Below are 21,758 nucleotides of genomic sequence, written 5' to 3'. Positions count from 1 at the left end.
GTATGACGCCAAACGGGGCCTGATCTTCACCGGCAGTGCCCGCACCGGCGACATCTATGCCATTAATGCGTCTACCGGCGCTGTCAGCAAGTTTGCCAACGGCGGCGGGCAAGGGCGTGGGGCAGCCTTGGGCCTTAAGGTGGACAGCCAGAGCCGCGTGTGGGTAGCGGGTGGTGCCACCGGCACGGTCACCGTCCTCAGCCCCGACGGGTTCCCGCTGGCCATCCTGAACACACCCAAGTCGCCCAACGCCTTTGTCAACGACCTGACGCCTGCGGCGGACGGTAACGTCTACGTGACGGACTCGACCCGCCCGGTCATCTTCCGCGTGACGCCAGACCTGAAGCTGAGCGCCTGGCTGGACCTGGGCCAGACCCCCATCAAGTACGGCCCCGGCACCAACCTGAACGGTATTGCGGCGACCCCAGATGGCCGCGCGCTGCTGGCCATGCAGCTGAACACGGGCGACCTGTGGCGCATTGACCTGAAGACCAAGGCCGTTCGCAAGGTCATGGGCGGGCTGGTCAACGGCGACGGCATCCTGTTGGACGGCCGCACGCTGTACGTAGCGCGCAACAAGGACCAGGTGGTCAGCAAGGTGATGCTCAGCGCCGATTACACCTCCGGCACCCTGATGACCGAGGAACCCCTGAATGGCCTGCGCTTCCCCGCGACCCTGGCGGCCATTGGCGGCGACCTTGTGGTCACGCAGGCGCAACTGGACAAGTTGCAGGGCGGCACACCAGAAACACCCTTCAAGCTCACCCGCTTTAAGAAGTTCTAGAGCTAGTTCTACAGAGGAGGCGCCAGGACACAAGCCTGGCGCTTCTTGCTGCTGTAATTTTCGCTAATACTAATAGAGGAGGACTGCTTAAAGACTCGCTGTCACAGGGTCACCTGACTCAGCGCTCTTGTGAATCCTTCCCTCAAAAGCTCTGGAGGCTGTGGTCAGACCTCTGCCTGTTTTCTCGGCGCAGAAGGTCCCTGGAGTTCTGCGCCGTGTGCTGAGCCGACTTGGTTGTCTCCATCCATTCCAACGCAGGAAGGGTTTCCTACCCCACTCGATTTGTGCCCGCCAATGTGAGCGGCTTGTAAGAGCACGGCACGGAAGCGTGGGTTACGCTATGAAAGTGACCAAGCAAGGCGGCCCAGCCACCCCAGCCATCGAGGTGCGGGGGCTGTATAAGAGATACGGTTCAAACAGCATCCTGGAGGACGTGCACCTGACTGTCATGCCCGGCGAGGTATACGCCCTGACAGGTCCCAACGGCGCCGGCAAAACGACCCTCATCCGCGCCATGACGGGCCTGGCCTTTCCCTCGGACGGCGACGTGCGGCTGCTGGGGCGTGACGTTCATCTGGACGGCCAGCGCGCCCGCGCGTACCTGGGCGCCGTGGTGGAGGCGCCGGCCAAGTTTTACCCCCAGTTCACGGGCACCCAGAACCTGCAAGTACATGCCAATCTGGCGGCCATGGCCCCCGGCGGGCGGCGCATCAGCCGCGACCGCATCCGCGAGGTGCTGGCGCTGCTCGAACTGACGCGCATGGCTGACAAGAAGGTGGGCGAATACTCGCTGGGGCAGCGGCAGCGCCTGGGCGTGGCCAGCGCCATGCTGGCCGAACCCAAGGTCCTGATTCTGGACGAGCCGACCAGCGGCCTGGACCCCCTGGGCATCGGCCTGATTCACCGCATTGTGACCAGCCTGGCCACCAGCGGCTGCGCGGTGGTGCTGTCCACCCATCACCTGCGAGAAATTGCTACCTACGCGCATACGGTGGGCATTCTGACGGGGGGGCGCCTGGTGGACACGGTGGACCTGCGCGCCCGCCAGGCCGCCTACCGCTTCCGGGTGGACGACCCGGTGGGGGCGGCGGCGGTGCTGGAGCGCCTGCCGTTTGTGCGCCGGGTCAGCACCCGCACCCCCTACGCCATCGCCCATCTGGGCGGCGAGGCCCGCGTGCCCGACGCCCTGAGCCACCTGCACCAGGAAGGGATTCGCGTCTTTGAGGCCAGCCCCGACCACTTTGACCTGTACGAGTACTACCGCGAACGCGTGGAGCAAGCCTGATGAGTGACCTCACCCCTTCCCTGCCCCGTCCTCACTCTGTCCAGCCCACCGGAGGCCACGCATGCTGACCCTGCTGAGCCTGGAATTCCGCAAGCTCTTCGGCGCCCGCAGCGCCCGGCTGGCCCTGCTGGTGACCTTTTTACTGCCGCTGCTGTGGGCCTTTGCCCCCCGCCTGGACGAACTGATTCAGGTGAAACTGACAAGTGGCTGGCAGCTGCCGGCGGTGAGCATCGGCGTGACCATCGGGTATCTGCTGCCCCTGTTTATTGCCGTCACCGTCGCCGAAATGATTGGGTCAGAGGTCGCGCAGGGCACCCTGGCGCCCTTGCTGCTGCGCCCGGTGGACCGCACCAAGGTCATTGCCAGCAAGCTGATTGTGGCCCTGAGTTACCCCTTTCTGCTGATTCTGACCACAGTGGTGGGCTCGCTGCTGGCCGGCATTCCGCTGGGCTTTGGCAGTTTTGCAGGCGGCACCGGGCTGGGGCCGGGCCTGTTTGTGGGTGTCGGCCAGCTGAGCAGCGACGCCGCCTTTGCCGAGGTGCTGCGCGGCAGCCTCCTGGCCGGCGTGGTGCTGATGCCGGTGGCGGCCCTGTCGCTGCTGTTTGGCGTGCTGTACCTGAGCACGGCGGCAGCCGCGCTGGCCACCTTCGCCGCACTGATTGTCATGCGGCTGCTGGTGGTGCTGCCCGACGCGGTTCAGCGCATTTTGCTCACCAGCCACCTGAATCTGTACGTGCAGCAGGGCGACATTTTGCAGCCGCTGGTCCTGCTCCTGATCTACACGGCGGGCTTCGGCCTGATGAGCATCTTCGCGTTTGACCGCCGCGACGTATAAAGACTCCTGGTAAGTCTGGGCGCCCTCAAGTGGGGCGCCGATTTTTTTGTCCCCACGCCGGGCCGGGCTGCGCTACAGTGCGCGCCGAATCTAATCACTGCTCTCTCGGAGGTTTCCCCTATGCGTCTTCCTGTCTTGCTGACCTTCACTCTATTGAGCCTGAACGCGGTGTCTGCGGCCGCCGCCCCCACCAAAGCCCAGCAAATCGCTGTGTTCAAGGTGGCGGCTCTGGCCCGGGCCAATGTCACCGACACCGTCCTGCGCGCCGCAGGCGTGCCGGCCGAGACTGTGACCATTGCGGACGACTACCTGTATGGGCGTGACCTCAATGTGCAGGCCTACGATCTGGACGCTTTTCTCAAGGCCCGCATTCCGAACATAGAGGCCCTGGCCCAGAGCGGCGCGCAGATCCTGTTCTGGTGCCGCGACGGCTACGCGCCGACCGCCAAGCTGAGTGACGTGCTGGGGGCAGGGCGGCCTGATTGCGGTGCGGGACGCCGACGCCCCAGAAGCCGTGGGGTGGTCCGACGTGCCCTACAAGACGAGTCTGCTGACCGCCGCAGATGTGGGCAATTACGTGGTGTGGCGCACGGCGCAGTTTCCAGCCAAGCCGCAGCCCTGGGGCCTGGATACTATCTACATCCTGTCGGCGAACGCTGTCATCAAGTAGGGGTTCAGTTTGCACGGTGGGCGCCGCTGTGGCCTCTGTCCCGGTCAGCCGGGCTGTGGCCGCGCTAGCCTGCGCCCATGACGGCTCCTCTTTCGCTGACCACGGGCGGCAGCCTGTATGACCGCATTGGGCCAGCAGCACTGGACCAGCTGGTCACCCGCTTTTACGCCCTGGTGGCCGCTGACCCGGCGCTGGCGCCTCTTTTTCCAGCTGACCTGACAGAGACCGCCGAGAAACAGCTGGCCTTTCTGAGTGGTTTTCTGGGCGGGCCGCCGCTGTACCACGAGCGCTACGGGCACCCCCGTCTGCGCGCCCGGCATCTGCCTTTTCCCATTACGCCAGCGCGGGCGCGGGCCTGGCTGGCCTGCATGAACGCTGCGCTGCGCGCCACCCCCGAGATTGCCGAAGCCGACGCGCGCGAGTTGCACATGGCGCTCTCGCGGGTGGCCGTGCATATGGTGAACACCCCGGAAGACCAGAGCGAGACGTGACTCCAGTGGCCTGGTGACGGCAGAGAAGCACAGTCTGATTCTTGAAACAAGAGGGCGTCCGTGCCGGCACCACCGCTGGCCATGCCTGTCTGGGTCAGCCTCATACCTTTAGTTGACAAGATTTGTCATCTACTCTAAGGTGACTTCAACCCTGAAGAGGGTCACTATCCAGAGCGGCCGAGGGAACAGGCCCGATGACGCCGCAGCAACCAGGAGATCTATGACGCAGCCCAACCTCAACTCAGCCTTCCGCGCCTGTCCAGGGCCCGCGCGCTGCTGTTGACCGCTGCCTCGTAGCACCCCTCCCCGGTGCTCCACGCCTGCCCGACTGAGGGACCGATAGGACGAGCGCCCAGCGCGCTCCCCTGAAAGGACAATCTATGCACCACCGATGTCGCCCGAGCTGACACGCCGCGCCTGCCCCACACGCTGCGCGCTCCCTGCTCCGGTTTTCCCCCACATCCTTCCCAGGAGCTGCCCATGACCGAGACCCTGCACGTCCGCTGGAAGCCCGGCACCCTTGACACCCTGCTCGTGACCTCACCTCACGGCACGCTGGACTGGAATGTCCTGATCTTCGAGCGCATCTACGGCGCCCAGGCGGTGGCCCAGCTGTACCTGACCGGCCGCGCCAGCGTGACACGCGTTGCCCTGCCAACCGAAGCGCCGATCAACACCGTTACGGCCCGAGTCGCCTGACCAAACGGCCCACCCTGAACTGACCTCACTCTTGAGGTTCAGACGACTCCTCACACCCCTTCCGAGGTCTGCTATGACGCACCCCAGCCCCAACCTGTACTGGTTCATTCCTTCCGGCGGCGACGGCCGGCAACTGGGTCAGCCCAGCCGCCCCGCGCACTTCTCCTACCTGACGCAGGTGGCCCAGGCCGCCGACACCCTGGGCTTTGACGGCGTGCTGCTGCCCACAGGCGGCACCAATGAAGATACCGTCATTCTGGCCAGCGCCCTGTCGGCCCTGACCCGGCAACTGCGCTTTCTGGTGGCGCTGCGCCCCGGCCTCTTTTCGCCAGTGCTGGCGGCCCGGCTGACGGCGTCGCTGGACCGGATTACCAATGGGCGCATCAACCTAAACATCGTCTCGGGCAGCGGCAATTTTGATTTTGAGGGCCTAAAGCTTTCGCAAGAAGAACGCTACGCCCTGACCCACGAGTGGCTGGGGGTCTTCCGCCGCCTGCTGCGCGGCGAAACTGTGACGCATGAAGGCGCGCAGGTCCAGGTGCATGAAGGCCGCTCCCTGCTGCCCAGCGTGCAGCGGCCTTACCCGCCGATCTTCTTTGGCGGCAGCAGCCAGCCGGCGCTGGCAGTGGCCGGCGAGCATGTAGACGTGTACCTCAGCTGGGGCGAGCGGCCCGAGCAGGTGGCTGAGAAGTTTGAGGCCGTGCGCCGCGAAGCCGCGCTGCATAACCGCACCGTGCGCTTTGGCCTGCGGGCCCACGTCATTGTGCGCCCCACCGAGGAAGAAGCCTGGGCCGCTGCCGACGAGCTGATCGCTGGGGTCAGCGACGAACAGATTGCCCAGGCGCACCAGGCTTTCCTGCATAGCGGCTCTGAGGGGCAGCGCCGTCAGAGCGCGCTGAACGGCGGCACCCGCGAGAGCCTGCGCGTGGGCAAGAACCTGTGGGCGGGCGTGGGCCTGCTGCGCGGCGGCGCCGGCACGGCGTTCGTGGGCAACCCAGAGAACGTGGCCGCCGCCCTGCGTCAATACCAGGATGTGGGCGTCGAGACCTTTATCCTCAGCGGCTACCCGCATCTGGAAGAAGCCTACCGCGTGGCCGAACTGCTGTTCCCGGCGCTGGGCCGCACCAGCCCGGTGTTCACCCCACGCGACGGTCAGGTGCTGAGCCACACGTCTACTCCCACCCTGAACGCCGCTCAGGCCCCCGAGACCGTGGGGCGCTTCCGCAGCATCTGAGAACGAGGGGCTCAGCGCCCCGAAGACACAACCTCAACCACCCCATCCCCGGCTGGGCCGCCCTCTCCCCTGCGGCCCGGTGACCTTGCCTCAACCTTTTAGGAGCCTTCACATGACCCGAATCCGTCCACTGGCCCTGACCCTTTCCGCCCTGCTGCTGGGCCACGCCAGCGCTGTCACCTTTACCATCGGCTACCAGAAAGGCGGTATTCCCAACATCCTGAAAGCGCGCGGCACGCTGGACAAGTACGCCGCGCAGGGCATCACCTTCAAGTGGGTACTATTTACCGCTGGGCCGCCCCTCCTCGAAGCCGCCAACGCCGGCGCGGTGGACTTTGGCAGTGTGGGCAACGCGCCGGGCGTCTTTGCGCTGGCCGGCGGCGCCGACCTGAAATATGTGGGCGTCAGCGTCAACCGGTCGGACGACACCGAGGCCGTTATCGTGCCCAAGAATTCCAGCATCCAGAAGGCCAGCGACCTGAAGGGCAAACGAATTGGGGTGGCGCGGGGCTCCAGCGCCCACGCCTTCTTATACAGCGTCCTCAAGAGCGCTGGGCTCACGTTTAAGGACGTGACCGTAGTGCCCCTGCTGCCCCCCGACGCCCGCCCGGCCTTTGAGAGCGGCAGCATTGACGCCTGGGCCATCTGGGACCCGTTTCTGACCACCGCCCTGCAGGGTACAGAGGCCCGCGTGCTGCGCAACCACACCGGCCTAGGGCGTGGGGACAGCTATCACCTGGCCCCCAGCGCCGTGCTGGCCAATGCTGAGAAAAAGCGGGCCTTGCAGGTGCTGCTGGCCGAACTGGAGGCCACCGCCGACTGGGCCAACCGCAACCAGAATGAGGTGATCGCGCAGTTCAGCGACGAACTGGGCATTCCCAAGAGTGTGCTGGCCGTCACCGTGCCCAAAGGCGTGCCCTTTAACATCCGGCCCTTCCGCGCGGCGGATCTCGCGCCGCTGCGGACCCTGGCCGGCGCCTTTCAGGAAGCTGGAGTCTTACCGCGCGCCGTCACTTTCGGCACTCAAAGTTACGTGACGCTGCCAGCGTTCAAGTCGGCGCTGGCCACCCTGGGGCTGAAGTGACCGGACTGCGGGGCACACTGACCCAGGTGCGGCGAGGCCAGGCCGCCGCGCCCCCAGCGGCGAAACGCGCCCGGCCTGCCCGGACACTCCCCACTGGGGAGTGGGTGCGCTGGCTGGTGCCTGCCTTGCTGGTGGCCTTCTGGCAGCTGGCGGCGCAGGTGGGGTGGCTCAATGCCCGCGTCCTGCCTGCCCCCAGCGCCGTGGTCGGGGCCTTCTGGGAACTGGCCCGCAGCGGAGACCTGTGGGGGCACTTTCTGATCAGCCTTCAGCGCGCCGGGCTGGGCGTGCTGGTGGGCGCTGGGCTGGGTTTTACCTTCGGCATTCTGACCGGCACCTTCCGGGCCGCCAATCTATTGCTGGACACCACCTTTCAGATGGTGCGCACAGTGCCCAATCTCGCCCTGATTCCGCTGGTCATCCTGTGGTTTGGCGTGGGCGAGAGCGGCAAGATCTTTCTCATTGCGCTGGCCACCTTCTTTCCGGTGTACCTGAATACCCTGCATGGGGTGCGCAGCATTGATCCGCGCCTGAAGGAGATGGCGGGCGTGTACGGCCTGGGGCCACTGGAAACCTTTCGCCGCGTGACGCTGCCGGGTGCCCTGCCCAGCGTACTGGTGGGCCTGCGCTACGCCCTGGGGATTTCCTGGCTGGCGCTGGTGGTCGGAGAGTCCTTTGGGGCCAGCAGCGGTATCGGCTTTCTGGCGATGGACGCCCGCGAATTCTTCCGCACCGATGTGATTGTGCTGGCCATCGTTATCTACGCACTCATCGGCAAGGCGGCCGACGCGCTGGTGCGCGGGCTGGAACGGCGCCTGTTGCCCTGGCAGGTGGTTGCATGACGGCGGTGCAGATCATTCCGCCACCTGTTCCAGTCTTGCCCGCACGCGGCGCCAGCGTGCACATTCGGGGCCTGAGCGTGCAGTACGGCCAGCAGACGGTGCTGCGCGACCTCTCGCTAGACATCGCGCCCGGCGAGCGGGTAGCCCTGGTGGGCGCCAGCGGCGGGGGCAAGACCACCCTGCTGCGCGCCCTGGCAGGCCTGACCCCGATCAGCAGCGGCGAGCTTCGGCTGGATCATCTCCACGGCGACGCCCGCGTCCGGGTGATGTTTCAAGAAGACCGCCTGTTGCCCTGGCTGGGCGCGCTGGACAACGTCTCGCTGGGTCTGGGGCCACAGGACCGGCACCACGCCCGCACCGCCCTGAACGGGGTTGGACTGGCTGACCGGGCGCGGACCTACCCGCACGAACTCTCGGGCGGTCAGCGGCAACGGGTGGCCCTGGCGCGCGCGCTGGCCCACCGCCCGGCGCTGCTGCTGCTGGACGAGCCGTTCGGCGCCCTGGACGCCCTGACCCGCGCCGAGATGCACGGGCTGCTGGACACCTTATTGAACGACACGGCCGCCACCACCCTGCTGGTGACCCACGATCTGGACGAGGCCCTGAAACTGGCGGACCGGGTGCTGCTGCTGAGCGGCGGGGTGCTGGCCGATGACCTGCGGGTGACAGCGCCGCGGCCCCGAGTGCGCGCCGAGCTGGAGCCTCTCCGCTTATCGTTGGAGCAAAGACTGCACTAAACGGCATTTCTTCAAGAGGCCATTTCCTGCCGCTGTTCCCCGGCAAGGGATGGCTTGTTTGCGGACGGCCGACCCAGCAGTTGTGCCCGAGCGGGCTTGGCGAGTGGCACCACAGCCGTAGGATAGCTTTACAAGAGGACAGGCGAAAGCAGAGCGGGCTCAGGGTGTGGCCCAGTTACGTCGGCGCTTTCCCCAGTAAGGAAGAAACCAGGCGGTATCTATCTCAAACAGGGCTCACCTTCGACTGCCAGCTTGCTCTATGCCCACGCGGTGTCAAACCACCTGCCTCCTGGTACTTGGCCTGTTCTCGGCGTTGACGCTGGGATACGGGCAGGTTTCCCCTTCTCGCCTGCAGGGCTGGACGCCCCGATTGGCCCGCAAGGCATGCATCAGTCTGGCCACGCTGGCGGTTCGGCGGGCCGACATTCGCCAGGTGGTCTTTACACAACCGGCCCGCTTTCGTGAAGGCAGCTGGACCCTCACGGGCGTCCTGCAGTTGCAATACGCGCCCAGTGGCCTCACCCGCGCACCCTTCATCTGCCAGTTCACGCCGGGTGCAGATCTGTTTGAGGTCGTGCTGGTCAGTCTGATTCTGGGGGCCTGAAGAGACGAGCAAACCAGGAGGACGCTGTCCGCTTGGCACTCTGCACTTTTCATTTGCCAGGAGGCGAACCGGTTGACATTCACCCCGCCTGGTGGCGCATCCAGAAGCCCAGCAGGCCGGTTTGACCGGACCTGGACAACTCTTAACAATTGACTAGCAGGGTTCCGGCGCAGCCCAGACCCGCTTTCTACACTGCGCAGCATGACCCAGCCCCGCACCATCGAAGACCTCCGCAGCGAGGTAGACCAGATTAACCGCGACCTGCTGCGCCTGCTCTCGCAGCGCGGCGCCGTGGTGGCCCAGATTGGTCACGCCAAGACCCAGGAAGGCCGTCCCAACCACTACGACCCTGCCCGCGAGGAGCAGCAGCTCAAGGAGCTTGAGGCCCTGAACGAGGGGCCGTTTACCACCGCCGCCGTCAAGGCCATCTTCAAGGAAATTTTCAAGGCCAGCCTGGACCTTGAGGAAAGCAACGACAAGAAGCAGCTGCTGGTGTCCCGCAAGGTCAAAAGCGACGACACCGTGCTGGACATTGACGGCGTGCGGATTGGTGGTGACGCGCCACCAATCATTATCGCTGGCCCCTGCTCCATCGAATCTGAAGAGCAGATGGAACAGACGGCGGCCTTCCTGGCGGGCAAGGGCGTCAAGATTCTGCGCGGCGGCGCCTACAAGCCGCGCACCAGCCCCTACGGCTTTCAGGGCATGGGCGTGGACGGCCTGATTCTGGGCAGCCGCGTGGCCAAAGAGCAGGGCATGCTGTTTATCACTGAAGTGATGGACACCCGCGACGTGGAAATTGTAGCCGAACACGCCGACATCCTGCAGGTGGGCGCGCGCAACATGCACAACTTCGCCCTGCTGCGCGAGGTGGGCCGCGCCCGGCGCCCGGTGCTGCTCAAGCGCGGGCTGTCGGCCACCATCGAAGAGTGGCTGTATGCCGCCGAGTACATTCTCTCGGAAGGCAACCCCGAAGTCATCCTGTGTGAGCGCGGCATCCGCACCTACGAGAAGTGGACGCGCAACACCCTGGACCTTAGCGCCGTGGCCCTGGCCAAGCAGGAAACGCACTTGCCGGTGATCGTGGACGTGACCCACGCCGCTGGCCGCCGCGACCTGCTGATTCCGCTGGCCAAGGCCGCGCTGGCGGTGGGCGCCGACGGCATTCATGTGGAGGTTCACCCCAGCCCCGCCACCGCCTTGTCGGACAACGAGCAGCAGCTGGACTTTGCCGGTTACGACCGCTTTATCGGCGCCCTGAGCGCTCAGCTGGGGCAGCTCGTTTCGGCGTAACACCTGGCACCAGAGCCGCGCCCACTTAGCTGGGCGCGGCTTCTTTCTGGGGCAAGGGCAGTCCGGCGCCCACCAGCGGAAAGGTATGCAGCTCCTGCACCTCGCCGCGCCACTCGCGCGTGAGGCTCAGGGCCTCGACCCGGAAGCTGCTTAGAGGCGGCGTCAGGCCCTCTATCTCGGCCCACAGCTCGGCCTCAGCCCAGGGCAGCACGCCCAGCGCCAGCGTCAGGTGGGGGCGGTAGGCAGCCCCGTCGTGCCTTGCCTGACTGGACGGCCCAATACTCAGGGTGCGTTCGTGCAGGGCGTGCAGGTCGTCGCCCAGAGCACATTCCAGAAAAAACATGCTGGGCACCCGTTTCCAGCCCAGCACCTGCACCGTCAGGGCTTCCTGCCCACGCAGCACCCCCCGGCAGGCCGCCACCAGGTCGGAGGAACTGAGGGTGGTATGAAAAGGCGCGCGCAGATTCAGGTGCGGCAGGCCAAAGCCGCGCACATTCAGCCGCAGTTGTAGGCGGCGCAGCCAGGTGTCCAGCGCTTCAGGCGGCCACGCCACCAGGGAATAGCGGGCGTGGTCAGCCTGGGACCAGGGCGCGGCAGAGTCGCTCACGGGGGCCTCAGCCTATCCGGTAATGGCAGGTGCCCTGCCCACAGGCAATCCGGGTGTCACGCGCCACAGGCACGCCCAGCAGCTCGGCATACAGCGTGCTCTCGGCGGCGCAGAGCTGCGCGTACTGCCGGGCGACAGTCAGGTTGGGGCAGTTGTGCTGAATCAGGTGCCACTGACCGTTCACCTCGTAAGCCGCCGCATCAAAACCGTGTTCGGTCAGGTGGGCCACCAGGGTCTGCACGCGCTCGCCCAGTGGCGCCGCCGCAGGCAGTTCCGGGCGCAACCGCCCAGCAATTTCTGTGTTGCGGGCGCCCAGCACCTCCAGCACCGCGCCGGCGCCGTACAGGGCCTCAATATGCCGCAGCACGTCCACGCAGAGGCTGGAATAGGTCTTGGGAAAGGCCGCCTCGCCCCGGTCGGTCAGGGCGAACACGTGCTGGGGCCGGCCGCGCCCGCCGGGCCGCTCGGTACGCGACTCTAGAAGCCCCTGGTCTTGCAGGTCGCACAGATGACGCCGCGCGGCCGGAATACTGACCTCCAGCCGGGCTGCCAGGTCCTGCGCGGTTTGCGGGCCGTGGCGCTTGACCAGTTCCAGCAGCCGGGTCTTGGTGCGCTCGGTGCTGGCCGGGGGGGGCAGGGTGAGGGTGGCGGTCATAGCCCCTCCGGCCGGAGCCCGCACCCTTCAGGTTTCAGTCCAGGCAGAGCGGGGCTCAGCCGCCGACGTGCTGGCCGGAGAAGGCTGGCACTCGCGCCTGTTCGGGAGAGGCACGGAACGGCCGTCATACGACAGTCAATTGACCAGGCAGGTCAGCCAGGGCGCGGTGGTCGGCCCGCACGCTGATCTGCCCCGCCAGGGTGCGCGCGGCGTGTTGCAGCGCCAGGGCGGCGGGGCTGTCGGGATGCGCCAGCACCGCCGGGGTGCCCGCGTCGGCGTCCTGGCGCACCGAGACTTCCAGCGGCACCTCGCCCAGCAGGGTGTACTCGCCCAGCTTGCGGCTGCCGCCCCGGCCGAACAGGTCGTAGGTGTGCCCGGTGTCGGGGGCCACGAAGTAACTCATGTTTTCAATGACGCCCAGCACCGGCACGCTGGCCTTGCGGAACATGTCCAGCGCGCGCGAGGCGTCAATCAGGGCCACATCCTGCGGGGTCGTGACCAGCACCGCGCCCGTCACCTGAATGGTCTGGGTCAGCGACAGTTGCACGTCGCCGGTGCCGGGCGGCAGGTCCACGATCAGGTAGTCCAGCTCGCCCCAGGCCGCGTCCTTGACGAACTGCTGGACGGCCGAGTGCAGCATCGGCCCGCGCCACACCAGCGCCTGCCCAGCGGGCGAGAGGTTGGCCATCGAGATGAAGTGAACGCCGTGGGCCAGCAGGGGCTGCATCTTGCGCTCGGCGTTGGCGGTGACACGGGCGGTACTTTGGCCCATCATGTGCGCCACGCTGGGACCGTACACGTCGGCGTCCAGCAGGCCCACCCGCGCGCCGTCACGCGCCAGGCTGGCGGCCAGGTTAACGGCCACGCTGCTTTTGCCCACGCCGCCCTTGCCGCTGCCCACCAGCACCACATGCTTGACGCCGGGCAGGGCCGGCTGCGCGGCGCGCACGGTGGCGCCAAACGTCACGTCCACGGTCTGCACACCCGGCACCGTCAGCACCGCCGCCCGGACATCCGATTCGATCTGCCCTTTTAGGGGGCAGGCGGGCGTGGTCAGGTTCACCTTGACCTGCACCGCCCCGGCTTCGATCTGCACCGACTCGATCATGCCCAGCGACACGAGGTCGCGGTGCAGTTCGGGGTCATTCACGGTGCTCAGGGCGCTCAGGACGGCGTCACGCATATGGGGCCATTAGTAGCGCAAGTCTGAGGGGGTGGCAAGCCACGCGCTTACAGTAGCGGCGCGGCGGTCCTGCCAGTCCCCGCCTCGCGCCCCGAGTGATTACGTCCTTATACTGGGCGCGTGATTCACATTTCATCGGGTGTGGACCAGAACCGGCAGGTCGCCGGCCTGCCCAATCCACGGCCGGGGTCATCATGAACGCTCTTGGCCCGTACGTGGCGGCGCGGGAACTGCCGGGGCGCCCCAGCAGCCCGGTGCGGACCCTGCGCGCCACCGACCGCCTGACCGGCATGCCGGTGCTGCTGCATGTGCTGAGCGGCCCTGAATGGCCAGGAGGGTGGCCCGACCTGCCGCCGCACCCCCACCTGCTGCCGGCCCTGGACAGCGGCCAGAGCAGCGGCGAGGCGTACCTGGTGACCGAGTTGCCGCTTCAGGCCCGGCCCGCCAGCGACCCCGAACTGACCGCGCGCGGCGCCCTGAGCGCCCTGGACGCCCTGCACACCCGCGGCCTGGTTCATGGGGGCCTCAGCCGCTCTCAGCTCTGGAGCGTGGACGGACACGTCCTGCTGGCGGGCGCGGGCCTGCCCTGGGGCGGCGACGCCCGGCCCGCTGACGACCTGTACGCGCTGGCCGTGATTCTGGACGAACTCGGCGGTCTGCCCGCCCGCCTGCGTGCCCTGGTGACCCAGCCGGGCACACTCAGCGCCGCGCAGGCGCTGGCCGCCCTGACCGGTGACTCAGCGGCGCCCCAGCGGCTTCGAGAGGCGCCCCCACCGCCTGCGGCCCCCACCGAAGCTGAACCGACGAGGCCCAGCCGCGTCTCACCCAGGCCGCTTAACGCCGAGCGGGCCGCGCCCGCGCCGATCAGCCCCGCTGACAATTCGGCGGCCCCGCACGACGGCACGCCGATTGTGCTGGGTGACCCGGTGGCCGAGGCGGCCGCCACGCCGGCCCCGGCAGCGCCCACGCCCACCGGCCCCGAAACGCCCCAGGAGCGCCGCCGCCGCCAGAACGAGGAACGGCGCGCCCAGGCCATCTTGGACGCCCAGGCCGCCGCTGAACGCCGGGCCCGGCAGTGGCAGGCCGAGGGGCCGCCTCCGGCGACGCCGCCCGCCCCAATCCAGATTGGCTTTGCCGACGACCTGCCTGGCTGGACGCCCACCGAAGCCGCGCCGCCAGCGTCCAGACCGGTGCCCACAGGTCCGGTGGAACGCCTGCCGGCCTCTTTGCGCCGCCCACCCCAGCCCGAGGCAACGGGCGCCGATGGCCCAACGCCCGCCGAACCGGCTGGGACGCTGGCCCCCAGCCCCGACACCCGCCTGCCCCCGCGCCTGCCCAGAGAACCCATCCGCATTGGCTGGGACGAGGACGAGTCCTGGCGGGTGGTGCGCGAGGCCCCCGCCCCGCCCCGCACGCGCCCGGCCATGCCCGAGTGGGCGCGGCCCGAATGGTTTGGCCCGCGCCGCGCCGCAGCGGTGCTGGCCGCCCTGGTGGTGTTGGGGGGCGGCTGGTGGGCCATGACGCACCGCCCCGAACAGACGGCGCCGCTGGCACCGGCCCTGGGCGGCTGCTGCGACGTGCGCGTCACCCTGCGGGGCGCCGCCGCGACCGCCGCCAACCTGAACCTGCTGAGTGCCCCGGACGCCGCCCGCCTGACGCCTGGGCAGCAGATGGGCCAGGTGCCGGGCACGCTGCATCTGCCGGTGCCGGGCACCTACCGCTTCAAGGTCGTGGCTCCGGGCTGGTCCCCGGCCAACCTGACCGTGACGGTGCCGCGCCGCCAGCCGGTGACCATTGACCTGAGCGACTGAGGACAGAGCTTACGGGGGTTTGCACGGTCCACCCTGGAGCCAGGGGCGCCCACGCCGCCATTTTGTTCCTCTGCATCGTGGTTGAGCGTCATAGTCTTCAACTCCTTGGATTCTGCTGTGTGATCAGAACCTCGAGCTGCCGTGGAATACATCGCGAATGACTCTTGAGCGAACCCCTTTGGATGAAAGCAGCGCAGTCAAGCGGTTCTCTGCGGCCAGTTATTGATAACGGCTTAAGTTCGCACTGGTGCCATCTGACTTGGCCAGCGAGGAGTGTGGCCAGCACGCAGGATGACTCACGTTAATTGATGCCGATTTATACCGTTCTCAATAGGAGCTGCTTTCAGAGACGTTGCTTGTCCAGCAGCAAAGCAAATTAACTGGAGGGCGCGCTGGGCACAGCATCAGGCGCCGAGCTGGCCAGGACGGCTTCCAGCTCGGCACGGGCCTGACGAATCGCCGCCTTCCACTCCATGAAGGCGGGCGAATCTATCCAGAGTTCAAAGGCTTGCCGGTACACGATGACCCCCACCTCGGCAGCCAGGGCAGCGGCGCCCCTGGCAAAGCCGCGCTGCACGAGCGCCCCAGCAAAGCCCGCCCGCAGGGAATTCAGTTTGCTGAGTTCGCGTTCCAGCAGCGGCGCGTTGGCACTGATGACCTGCTGACGGCGCTGGGACCAGCGGCGGCTGTCCTCGTTGAAAGAGTCGGCCGCCTCCAGCCCAGCCACCAGCAGGTCCAGCGCGCGGCCCGGCGGCGCCTGCCCCACGGCCTCGACCATGCGCGCTTCCAGCACCGCCGACCGTGCAAACAGCACTTCGCGCTTATCTGCAAAGTGCCGGTAGAAGGTGCGTTCGGTCAGGCCCGCCTGCCCGGCGATCTGGGCGACTGTGGTCTGTTCAAAGCCCTGCTCGATATAGAGATCCAGCGCCGTTTCTGCCAAACGGCGGCGAGCGTCCGGCGTCCAGCGGGCCATGCGCCGCACTATAGCGCCAGACCCCAGTGATGTCAGAGATTGACATCACTTACCCACGAGCCTAGAGTGGGTGAGGTCAGTTTCTGACATCACTTCTTTTCTCTCTCTCTTTAGGAGGTTTCCGCATGCGTGTTTTCGTCACTGGTGCGTCTGGCTTTATCGGCTCTGCCGTGATCCCTGAGCTGCTGGCCCACGGGCATCAAGTGCTGGGTCTGGCCCGCTCAGACGCGGCGGCCCAGGCGCTGGAAGCCGCCGGCGCGCAGGTGCAGCGCGGCTCGCTGGACGACCTGGCCAGCCTCCGGGCCGGGGCCGAGGCGACCGACGGCGTCATTCACCTCGCTTTCAAGCACGACTTCTCGGATTTTGCCGGCTCGGTGCAGGCCGACCAGCAGGCCATCGCGGCCCTGAGTGGCCCCCTCCTGCACAGCGGCCGGCCGCTGGTGATTGCCTCAGGCATCCTGGGCGTCGCGCCGGGCCGCACGGTGACCGAGCAGGACCAGCCCGACCTGACCCGCAACCTGCGCGCCCGCTCTGCCGAGCAGACCCTGGCGCTGGCGCCGCAGGGGGTGCGCGCGGTGGTCGTTCGGCTGGCCCCCACCGTGCATGACCTGGGTGACCCCGGCTTTGTTCGCACGCTGATTGAGGTGGCGCGGCAACAGGGCCAGTCGGGCTACGTGGACGGCGGCCAGAACCGCTGGCCCGCCGTTCACCGACAGGACGCCGCGCAGCTGTTCCGGCTGGCGCTGGAATCGGCCCCCGCCGGTTCGGTGCTGCACGGCGTGGCCGAAGAAGGCCTGACTGCACAGGAGATTGCCAGCACCATAGGTCAGCACCTGGGCCTGCCGGCAGTGTCGGTGCCCCGCGAGGTGGCAGCGGCGCACTTTGGCTGGATTGGGGCCTTTTTCAGCATGGACGCGCCGGCCTCCAATCAGGCCACGCGCGAGCTGCTGAACTGGCACCCGACCCACCGGGGGCTGCTGGAGGATCTGGCGCAGGGCGACTACTTCCGCCCGTAGGCTTGTTGCGTGAAACGCCCTCCAGCCCAGCAGATCGCCAGCTTGCCGCGCCGCACCTCCTGACCCGCTTTGCGCTTTTCTTGCAGCTCCACAACTTGGCAAGTTCGCTCGCCCCAGCACCTTGAAGGGAGTTGTCCCTCCAAGGTGCTGGGGTTTTGCTCTGAATCCTCCCCGAAACAGGTGCGGAGAGCAGCCGCAGGCCTTGCGGCTGGGCCTCCGCTTCACCCGTCTGCCCCGACCGGACGCCTCACCCAGAGCCGCGTGACACAATCAGGGCCGATGAGCGTCGTCATTCTGGATTTTGGCAGCCAATTCACGCGCCTGATTGCCCGGCGGTTCCGCGAGTTGGGCGCGTACAGCGTGATTCTGCCCGGCAATGCCCCGCTGGAGCGCGTGCAGCAGGAGAACCCCCAGGGGATTGTGCTGTCAGGCGGGCCCAGCAGTGTCTACGACGCAGCGGCCCCCAAACCGGCCGCCGGCGTGCTGGACCTGGACGTGCCTGTGCTGGGCGTGTGCTACGGCATGCAGTACCTGGCCCAGCAAGCGGGCGGCGACGTGAAACGTGCGGGCAAGCGCGAGTACGGCAAGGCTGACCTGACCCGCTACGGCGGGCAGCTGTTTGACGGGATTCAGGGCGAATTTGTGGCCTGGATGAGTCACAGTGACTCGGTAACGGCGCTGCCCGAGGGCTACGAGGTCGTGGCCGAGACCGAGGACACCCCCGTCACCGCCATTGAAAACGCACAGACCCGGCGCTACGGGGTGCAATTTCACCCCGAGGTCGTGCACACCCCCAAGGGCGGACAGCTGCTGGCCAATTTTCTGGACATCTGCGGCGTTAACCGCGACTGGAACACCGAACACATCGTTGAAGAACTGGTGGAGGGCGTGCGCGCCCAGGTGGGCGAGGGCCGGGTGCTGCTGGCCATTTCGGGCGGGGTGGATTCCAGCACGCTGGGCCTGCTCCTGGCCCGCGCGGTGGGCGAGCGCCTGACAGCGGTGTTTATTGACCACGGCCTGCTGCGCCTGGGAGAGCGCGAGCAGGTGGAAGCGGCTCTGAAGCCCCTGGGCGTGAACCTGCTCACTGTTGACGCCCGCACCGAATTCATGGCGGCCCTGGACGGCGTGTCCGACCCCGAACAGAAGCGCAAGATTATTGGCCGCGAATTTATCCGGGCCTTCGAGCGCGAAGCCCGCACCCACGGCCCCTTTGACTTTCTGGCCCAGGGCACCCTCTACCCCGATGTCATCGAGTCGGCGGGCGGCGAGGGCGCGGCCAACATCAAGAGCCACCACAACGTGGGCGGCCTGCCGGACGATCTCCAGTTCAAGCTGGTCGAGCCGTTCCGCACCCTGTTCAAGGATGAGGTGCGTGCCATCGCCGGGCTGCTGGGGCTACCCGACCACATCCGCATGCGTCACCCCTTCCCCGGCCCCGGCCTGGCCATTCGCTGCCTGGGCGCCATCAGCGAGGAGAAGCTGGACATCCTGCGCCGGGTGGACGACATCTTTATCTCGGGGCTGCGCGAGTTCGGGCTGTACGACGGCTGTTCTCAGGCGCTGGCAATCTTGACCCCTATTCAATCGGTAGGCGTCATGGGCGACGAACGCACCTACTCGTATACGGCCGCCCTGCGCGCTGTCACCACCGACGATTTCATGACGGCCGAGTGGGCCCGCCTGCCCTATGACTTCCTGGCCACCATGAGTAACCGCATCGTCAATCAGGTGCATGAAATTAACCGGGTGGTGTACGACATCACCGGCAAGCCGCCTGCCACGATTGAGTGGGAGTAAGTCCCAGAGGGCTTCAGGAGGAATGAGGGTCATCCTGAAGCCTCCAGAAGTGGGCAGCTTGACCAGAGAGCGTCGCAGTGCAAGCAACAGTCTCATATGGATTCCGTCTGGTGCCTTGCCACATTGGGAAAACGCCGGTTTGCGCACTTCACGCCCGGCACCCAGTTCGCTCCAACTCGCACTGCGGCGCAGTTTTTCAAAATGCAGGGAGCTATTGGACTTCCCTCACCGCAGCATCCAGAGCGACCAACAGCCGTAGCCCTCAACCACTCTGGGATGAAAGTGTGTCCACATAAAACAGCGGTGGAGGCCCGCCCCCCTGGCTCCAGGGCGCAACTGGCCGCCGCTGTCCATGCAAAAGACTGCTTGAACCTGGCCGCCTGAGCCTCATGAGACTGGCGCCCCCTGGCGGGTGAAGTCAGGAGGCGGGGCGCCGCGCTACTCTGGGGCCATGGGCCGCACCCAAAGGGGCGACACGCCCCAGGCAGTGCAGGGGGTGGACGCCGCGTGACGCAGGGCGACACGGCATTGACCCTCAGGCCGTACAGCCAGCTGCCCAAGCCGGCCCTGGAAGCGCAGGCGGTGGTGCTGCTGGCGCAGTCGGCGCAGGACGTGTTCCAGCGCTGCGTCGAGCTGGCCCTGAGCATCACGCGCGCCTCGACCTCGCTGGTCATTCTGTACCGCCCCGAGCAGGACGAGCTGGAACTGGTGGCGGCGGCGGGCCGCCTGAGTGAAGGTGCGGTCGGCCGCCGCCTGAAGCGGGGCCAGGGCGTGTCCTGGCGGGTGGTGGATTCAGGTCAGGTACTGCTGCTGGCACGCGCCGACCTGGCCGCCGACGCCGTATACCTGTCCGAACAGCGCCACGCCGCCATGTACCTGGGGGTGCCGCTGCTGGACCCTGACGGCCGGGTCCTGGGGGTCATGTCGGCCGATACCTCTGAAAGTGACGAGCAGCTGGGCCCCGATGACGCCCAGGCCATGCTGCTGCTGGGCCAGGCGGCGGGCGTGGCCTACACGCGCTGGCGGGCCCTGGAGCAGGCGCAGCACAGTGCGCGCCAGTTCGAGCGGCTGGCGCGGCTGTCGGCGCAGCTTGAGGGCCTGACCCAACCCGAAGACATTGTGCGCTGCGCCCTGCGCGCCCTGCTGGACCTGAGCGGCTTTACCACCGGCGGCGTGGTGACGGTGGACGCCAGTGGCCTGGCCCACCTGAGCGTGCAGGAGGGAGAACAGCAGTCGCAGGAACTGGTCGCGGCGGCGCTGCTCCGGCCCCATGAACCCAGCGGGCTGATTGGGCAGGTGCTGCGGTCCGGCCGGCCGCAAGCGGTACAGCACTATCAGGACTGGCCGGACCGGCTGCCGGGGGCCACGCACGTTCAGACCGCTGTGGCAGTGCCGCTGCGTCAGGGCGGGCAGGTGGTGGGGGTCGTCTTCCTGCTTCACATGCACCGCCCAGTGGCCCTGCCCCCCGAACTGCAAACCCTGATGGAAACGGTGGCGGCGCGCATTGAACACGCCCTGGAACGCAGCGCGAGCATGGAGCATTTGCAGCAGACCCGGGAAGCCGCCCTGCGCGCGCTGGGCCGCGTGCTCGAAAGCCGCGACGACGAAACTTACGGCCACACTGACCGGGTCACCACCCTGGCCCTGGCGCTGGGGCAGGCCCTGGGGCTGGATGAGCAGCAACTGCAACACCTGCGCTGGGGCGCGTACCTGCACGACATCGGCAAGGTGGGGGTCCATGACCAGCTGCTGCGCAAACCCGGCCCGCTGGACGACCAGGAGCGCCAGGCCATGCAGCGCCATGTGGTGCTGGGCGACGAGATGCTGCGCGAGGAGGTTTTTGTGCCGCGCGAGGTGCGCGAGGTGATTCGTTTTCACCATGAGCGCTGGGACGGCGCCGGCTACCCCGACGGGCTGGCCGGCGAACAGATTCCGCTGCTGGCCCGGGTGTTCAGCGTGGTGGACGTTTACGACGCCCTGCTCAGCGAGCGCCCTTACAAACCGGCCTGGTCACCTGCCGACGCCCAGGCGCAGCTGAGGGCCGAGGCCGGCACCCAGTTTGACCCGAGTATCGTGGCCACCTTTCTGGCCCTGCTGAGCAGCCAGGAGAGCTGAAAGGCCGTTGCCCGCTGTCCAAGAGGCACGGCGCACATAGGTTGACGTGCTACTCGCCTGGCGGCGCGCGTCGGCCTGCTTCTCTCTGTACCGTGGCTCTCTTCTACAGATTGCGTCTGTCAAGCCAACACATCGGTTCCGTTCCAATGTGTCAACTTCACGCCCGTCAGCCTACTTTTTCTCCCTCTCGCTCTGCTGCGAAGATCTTCGAGCCTGCTGTGCCGCTGTCCAAGTCGACTCGGATTCCATCGTTTGTGCAACTGGTTGAATCGGGGCCCTATCAGGCCAGGCAGATTGACTCCTGTGAGCAACCGGTTCAATGGGAAACTCTGGCAGTGTCTAGCCTGATAGGGACAGCAGAGGGGCCGCGTATTCCCTCACGCGACCCCTGCAACAGCTGCTCCTTACTTCTTCTGCAACGCCGCGATGTACTTCTTCAGGTCGTCAGCACTGCGGCCCTGTTTGAAGGGATTGAACTGACCGGGTTGCCCCCCCTGCGCCTGGCCATCCCGCGCCGCCTGAGCGCCCTGCCCCGCCTGACCGCTCGGGCGTTGACCTTGGCCCTGTCCCGGCAGGAAGCCGCCCGGAACCCCCGGAATCCGCGCCTGACCCCCTTGACTGCCCGCTTGCCGCTGAGCGCGCTGGGCCTCCCGCTCTTTTTCGGCTTTCAGCATCAGCGTGTCCAGGGCCGTCAGTTGCTTGCTGGTCAGCACCTTGTCTTCAATCTGAGTCAGGTACTTCTTGGCGTCGTTGGGCTGGACGCTCGCCGCTTTCTGAATGGTCGTCAGGATGGGCAGAAGCACCTTGGCCTGGGCTTTGGTCAGCGCGGTGGTCTTGTTTTTTTCCAGTTCGGGCAGCAGGCGCACCGTCTGGGCCAGGTCCATCACGGCCTGCATCTGGGTCATGCGGGCGCGCTGCTCGGCGCTCATCTGAGGCTGGCCGCTGGTCTGGGCGGCGGCGAAGGAAGCGGATACGACAGCGGCCGTCATCAACACGTTTTTCATAGGCAACTCCTGGGAAGGGGCTTTTGGGGGCGAACAGGGAAC

General features: G+C 66.9%; 21 protein-coding genes. 16 read left to right on the top strand and 5 right to left on the bottom strand.

Features of this window, described 5'->3' with window-relative positions:
• The 12 genes from K7W42_RS06160 to K7W42_RS06105 form a co-directional block, all read left to right on the top strand.
• Positions 1-784 (top strand): SMP-30/gluconolactonase/LRE family protein (locus K7W42_RS06160; RefSeq protein WP_369411330.1); only part of this gene is annotated, 784 nt, incomplete at its 5' end.
• A 346-nt stretch (positions 785-1,130) separates the two neighbouring features.
• On the top strand, positions 1,131-2,069 hold the full coding sequence (locus K7W42_RS06155) for an ABC transporter ATP-binding protein (protein WP_224573159.1): 939 nt from the start codon (positions 1,131-1,133) through the stop codon (positions 2,067-2,069).
• 61 nt (positions 2,070-2,130) lie between these two features.
• A complete protein-coding gene (locus K7W42_RS06150; protein WP_157457349.1) occupies positions 2,131-2,904 on the top strand; it encodes a DUF2705 family protein in 774 nt (257 codons plus the stop codon).
• A gap of 120 nt (positions 2,905-3,024) precedes the next feature.
• Positions 3,025-3,642 carry a hypothetical protein gene (locus K7W42_RS06145; RefSeq protein ID WP_224573157.1) on the top strand — a complete coding sequence of 206 codons (618 nt, stop codon included), beginning with the start codon at positions 3,025-3,027 and terminating at the stop codon, positions 3,640-3,642.
• Positions 3,643-3,651: 9 nt separating this feature from the next.
• Positions 3,652-4,065: a globin domain-containing protein gene (locus tag K7W42_RS06140; protein ID WP_157457351.1), complete on the top strand. Its 414-nt coding sequence runs from the start codon at positions 3,652-3,654 to the stop codon at positions 4,063-4,065.
• A 480-nt stretch (positions 4,066-4,545) separates the two neighbouring features.
• Complete coding sequence (locus K7W42_RS06135; RefSeq protein ID WP_224573156.1) at positions 4,546-4,764, top strand: hypothetical protein; 219 nt, start codon at positions 4,546-4,548, stop codon at positions 4,762-4,764.
• 73 nt (positions 4,765-4,837) lie between these two features.
• On the top strand, positions 4,838-5,998 hold the full coding sequence (locus tag K7W42_RS06130) for an LLM class flavin-dependent oxidoreductase (RefSeq protein WP_224573154.1): 1,161 nt from the start codon (positions 4,838-4,840) through the stop codon (positions 5,996-5,998).
• 112 nt (positions 5,999-6,110) lie between these two features.
• Positions 6,111-7,082, top strand: coding sequence for an aliphatic sulfonate ABC transporter substrate-binding protein (locus tag K7W42_RS06125; RefSeq protein WP_224573152.1), 972 nt, complete (start codon positions 6,111-6,113; stop codon positions 7,080-7,082).
• Entirely contained in the window at positions 7,079-7,921 is an 843-nt protein-coding gene (locus K7W42_RS06120) for an ABC transporter permease subunit (protein WP_224573150.1), read from the top strand. Before K7W42_RS06125 ends, K7W42_RS06120 begins: the two co-directional genes overlap by 4 nt.
• Positions 7,918-8,658, top strand: a complete 741-nt coding sequence (locus tag K7W42_RS06115) for an ABC transporter ATP-binding protein (protein ID WP_224573149.1) — start codon at positions 7,918-7,920, stop codon at positions 8,656-8,658. The genes K7W42_RS06120 and K7W42_RS06115 overlap by 4 nt, the downstream gene beginning before the upstream one ends.
• 259 nt (positions 8,659-8,917) lie before the next feature.
• Positions 8,918-9,262: a hypothetical protein gene (locus tag K7W42_RS06110; RefSeq protein WP_224573148.1), complete on the top strand. Its 345-nt coding sequence runs from the start codon at positions 8,918-8,920 to the stop codon at positions 9,260-9,262.
• Positions 9,263-9,463: 201 nt separating this feature from the next.
• The gene (locus K7W42_RS06105; RefSeq protein ID WP_224573145.1) at positions 9,464-10,555 is read left to right on the top strand and encodes a bifunctional 3-deoxy-7-phosphoheptulonate synthase/chorismate mutase; all 1,092 of its coding nucleotides are present in this window, start codon (positions 9,464-9,466) and stop codon (positions 10,553-10,555) included.
• A 25-nt stretch (positions 10,556-10,580) separates the two neighbouring features.
• Here the strand turns inward: K7W42_RS06105 and K7W42_RS06100 are convergent, their stop codons facing one another.
• From K7W42_RS06100 to K7W42_RS06090, 3 genes are all read right to left on the bottom strand, one after another.
• Complete coding sequence (locus K7W42_RS06100) at positions 10,581-11,162, bottom strand: 2'-5' RNA ligase family protein (protein WP_224573143.1); 582 nt, start codon at positions 11,160-11,162, stop codon at positions 10,581-10,583.
• Positions 11,163-11,169: 7 nt separating this feature from the next.
• Positions 11,170-11,817: a helix-turn-helix transcriptional regulator gene (locus K7W42_RS06095; RefSeq protein WP_224573141.1), complete on the bottom strand. Its 648-nt coding sequence runs from the start codon at positions 11,815-11,817 to the stop codon at positions 11,170-11,172.
• Between the two features lie 124 nt (positions 11,818-11,941).
• Positions 11,942-13,000 (bottom strand): Mrp/NBP35 family ATP-binding protein, encoded by a 1,059-nt coding sequence (locus tag K7W42_RS06090; protein WP_224573139.1) that lies wholly within the window; start codon positions 12,998-13,000, stop codon positions 11,942-11,944.
• A 194-nt stretch (positions 13,001-13,194) separates the two neighbouring features.
• On the opposite strand from K7W42_RS06090, the gene K7W42_RS06085 reads away from it, so the two are divergent.
• Positions 13,195-14,811 carry a protein kinase family protein gene (locus K7W42_RS06085; protein WP_224573137.1) on the top strand — a complete coding sequence of 539 codons (1,617 nt, stop codon included), beginning with the start codon at positions 13,195-13,197 and terminating at the stop codon, positions 14,809-14,811.
• 376 nt (positions 14,812-15,187) lie between these two features.
• Here the strand turns inward: K7W42_RS06085 and K7W42_RS06080 are convergent, their stop codons facing one another.
• Positions 15,188-15,784 (bottom strand): TetR/AcrR family transcriptional regulator, encoded by a 597-nt coding sequence (locus tag K7W42_RS06080; RefSeq protein ID WP_224573136.1) that lies wholly within the window; start codon positions 15,782-15,784, stop codon positions 15,188-15,190.
• Between the two features lie 125 nt (positions 15,785-15,909).
• On the opposite strand from K7W42_RS06080, the gene K7W42_RS06075 reads away from it, so the two are divergent.
• The 3 genes from K7W42_RS06075 (at position 15,910) to K7W42_RS06065 (ending at position 20,712) form a co-directional block, all read left to right on the top strand.
• Positions 15,910-16,800, top strand: coding sequence for an SDR family oxidoreductase (locus K7W42_RS06075; protein WP_224573134.1), 891 nt, complete (start codon positions 15,910-15,912; stop codon positions 16,798-16,800).
• 279 nt (positions 16,801-17,079) lie between these two features.
• Positions 17,080-18,597: a glutamine-hydrolyzing GMP synthase gene (gene guaA / locus K7W42_RS06070; protein WP_224573132.1), complete on the top strand. Its 1,518-nt coding sequence runs from the start codon at positions 17,080-17,082 to the stop codon at positions 18,595-18,597.
• A 507-nt stretch (positions 18,598-19,104) separates the two neighbouring features.
• Entirely contained in the window at positions 19,105-20,712 is a 1,608-nt protein-coding gene (locus tag K7W42_RS06065; protein ID WP_224573130.1) for an HD domain-containing phosphohydrolase, read from the top strand.
• A 404-nt stretch (positions 20,713-21,116) separates the two neighbouring features.
• Here K7W42_RS06065 and K7W42_RS06060 read toward each other — a convergent pair whose 3' ends face one another.
• Positions 21,117-21,716, bottom strand: a complete 600-nt coding sequence (locus K7W42_RS06060) for a hypothetical protein (RefSeq protein WP_224573128.1) — start codon at positions 21,714-21,716, stop codon at positions 21,117-21,119.
• Positions 21,717-21,758 lie beyond the last annotated feature (42 nt).

It is taken from the genome of Deinococcus betulae, from assembly GCF_020166395.1.
Classification (GTDB): Bacteria; Deinococcota; Deinococci; order Deinococcales; family Deinococcaceae; genus Deinococcus; species Deinococcus betulae.
Note: the sequence above shows the minus strand (reverse complement) of the source record. Positions and strands in the feature narration are given on the sequence as shown.

Bases quoted from the DNA above. Each gene is read 5' to 3' on its own strand.
- K7W42_RS06060 (WP_224573128.1), bottom strand. From the start codon at position 21,716: ATGAAAAACGTGTTGATGACGGCCGCTGTCGTATCCGCTTCCTTCGCC.
- K7W42_RS06115 (WP_224573149.1), top strand. From the start codon at position 7,918: ATGACGGCGGTGCAGATCATTCCGCCACCTGTTCCAGTCTTGCCCGCA.
- K7W42_RS06110 (WP_224573148.1), top strand. From the start codon at position 8,918: ATGCCCACGCGGTGTCAAACCACCTGCCTCCTGGTACTTGGCCTGTTC.
- K7W42_RS06085 (WP_224573137.1), top strand. From the start codon at position 13,195: ATGAACGCTCTTGGCCCGTACGTGGCGGCGCGGGAACTGCCGGGGCGC.
- K7W42_RS06145 (WP_224573157.1), top strand. From the start codon at position 3,025: ATGCGTCTTCCTGTCTTGCTGACCTTCACTCTATTGAGCCTGAACGCG.
- K7W42_RS06125 (WP_224573152.1), top strand. From the start codon at position 6,111: ATGACCCGAATCCGTCCACTGGCCCTGACCCTTTCCGCCCTGCTGCTG.
- K7W42_RS06105 (WP_224573145.1), top strand. From the start codon at position 9,464: ATGACCCAGCCCCGCACCATCGAAGACCTCCGCAGCGAGGTAGACCAG.
- guaA (WP_224573132.1), top strand. From the start codon at position 17,080: ATGAGCGTCGTCATTCTGGATTTTGGCAGCCAATTCACGCGCCTGATT.
- K7W42_RS06075 (WP_224573134.1), top strand. From the start codon at position 15,910: ATGCGTGTTTTCGTCACTGGTGCGTCTGGCTTTATCGGCTCTGCCGTG.
- K7W42_RS06135 (WP_224573156.1), top strand. From the start codon at position 4,546: ATGACCGAGACCCTGCACGTCCGCTGGAAGCCCGGCACCCTTGACACC.
- K7W42_RS06140 (WP_157457351.1), top strand. From the start codon at position 3,652: ATGACGGCTCCTCTTTCGCTGACCACGGGCGGCAGCCTGTATGACCGC.
- K7W42_RS06080 (WP_224573136.1), bottom strand. From the start codon at position 15,784: ATGGCCCGCTGGACGCCGGACGCTCGCCGCCGTTTGGCAGAAACGGCG.
- K7W42_RS06130 (WP_224573154.1), top strand. From the start codon at position 4,838: ATGACGCACCCCAGCCCCAACCTGTACTGGTTCATTCCTTCCGGCGGC.
- K7W42_RS06150 (WP_157457349.1), top strand. From the start codon at position 2,131: ATGCTGACCCTGCTGAGCCTGGAATTCCGCAAGCTCTTCGGCGCCCGC.
- K7W42_RS06095 (WP_224573141.1), bottom strand. From the start codon at position 11,817: ATGACCGCCACCCTCACCCTGCCCCCCCCGGCCAGCACCGAGCGCACC.
- K7W42_RS06090 (WP_224573139.1), bottom strand. From the start codon at position 13,000: ATGCGTGACGCCGTCCTGAGCGCCCTGAGCACCGTGAATGACCCCGAA.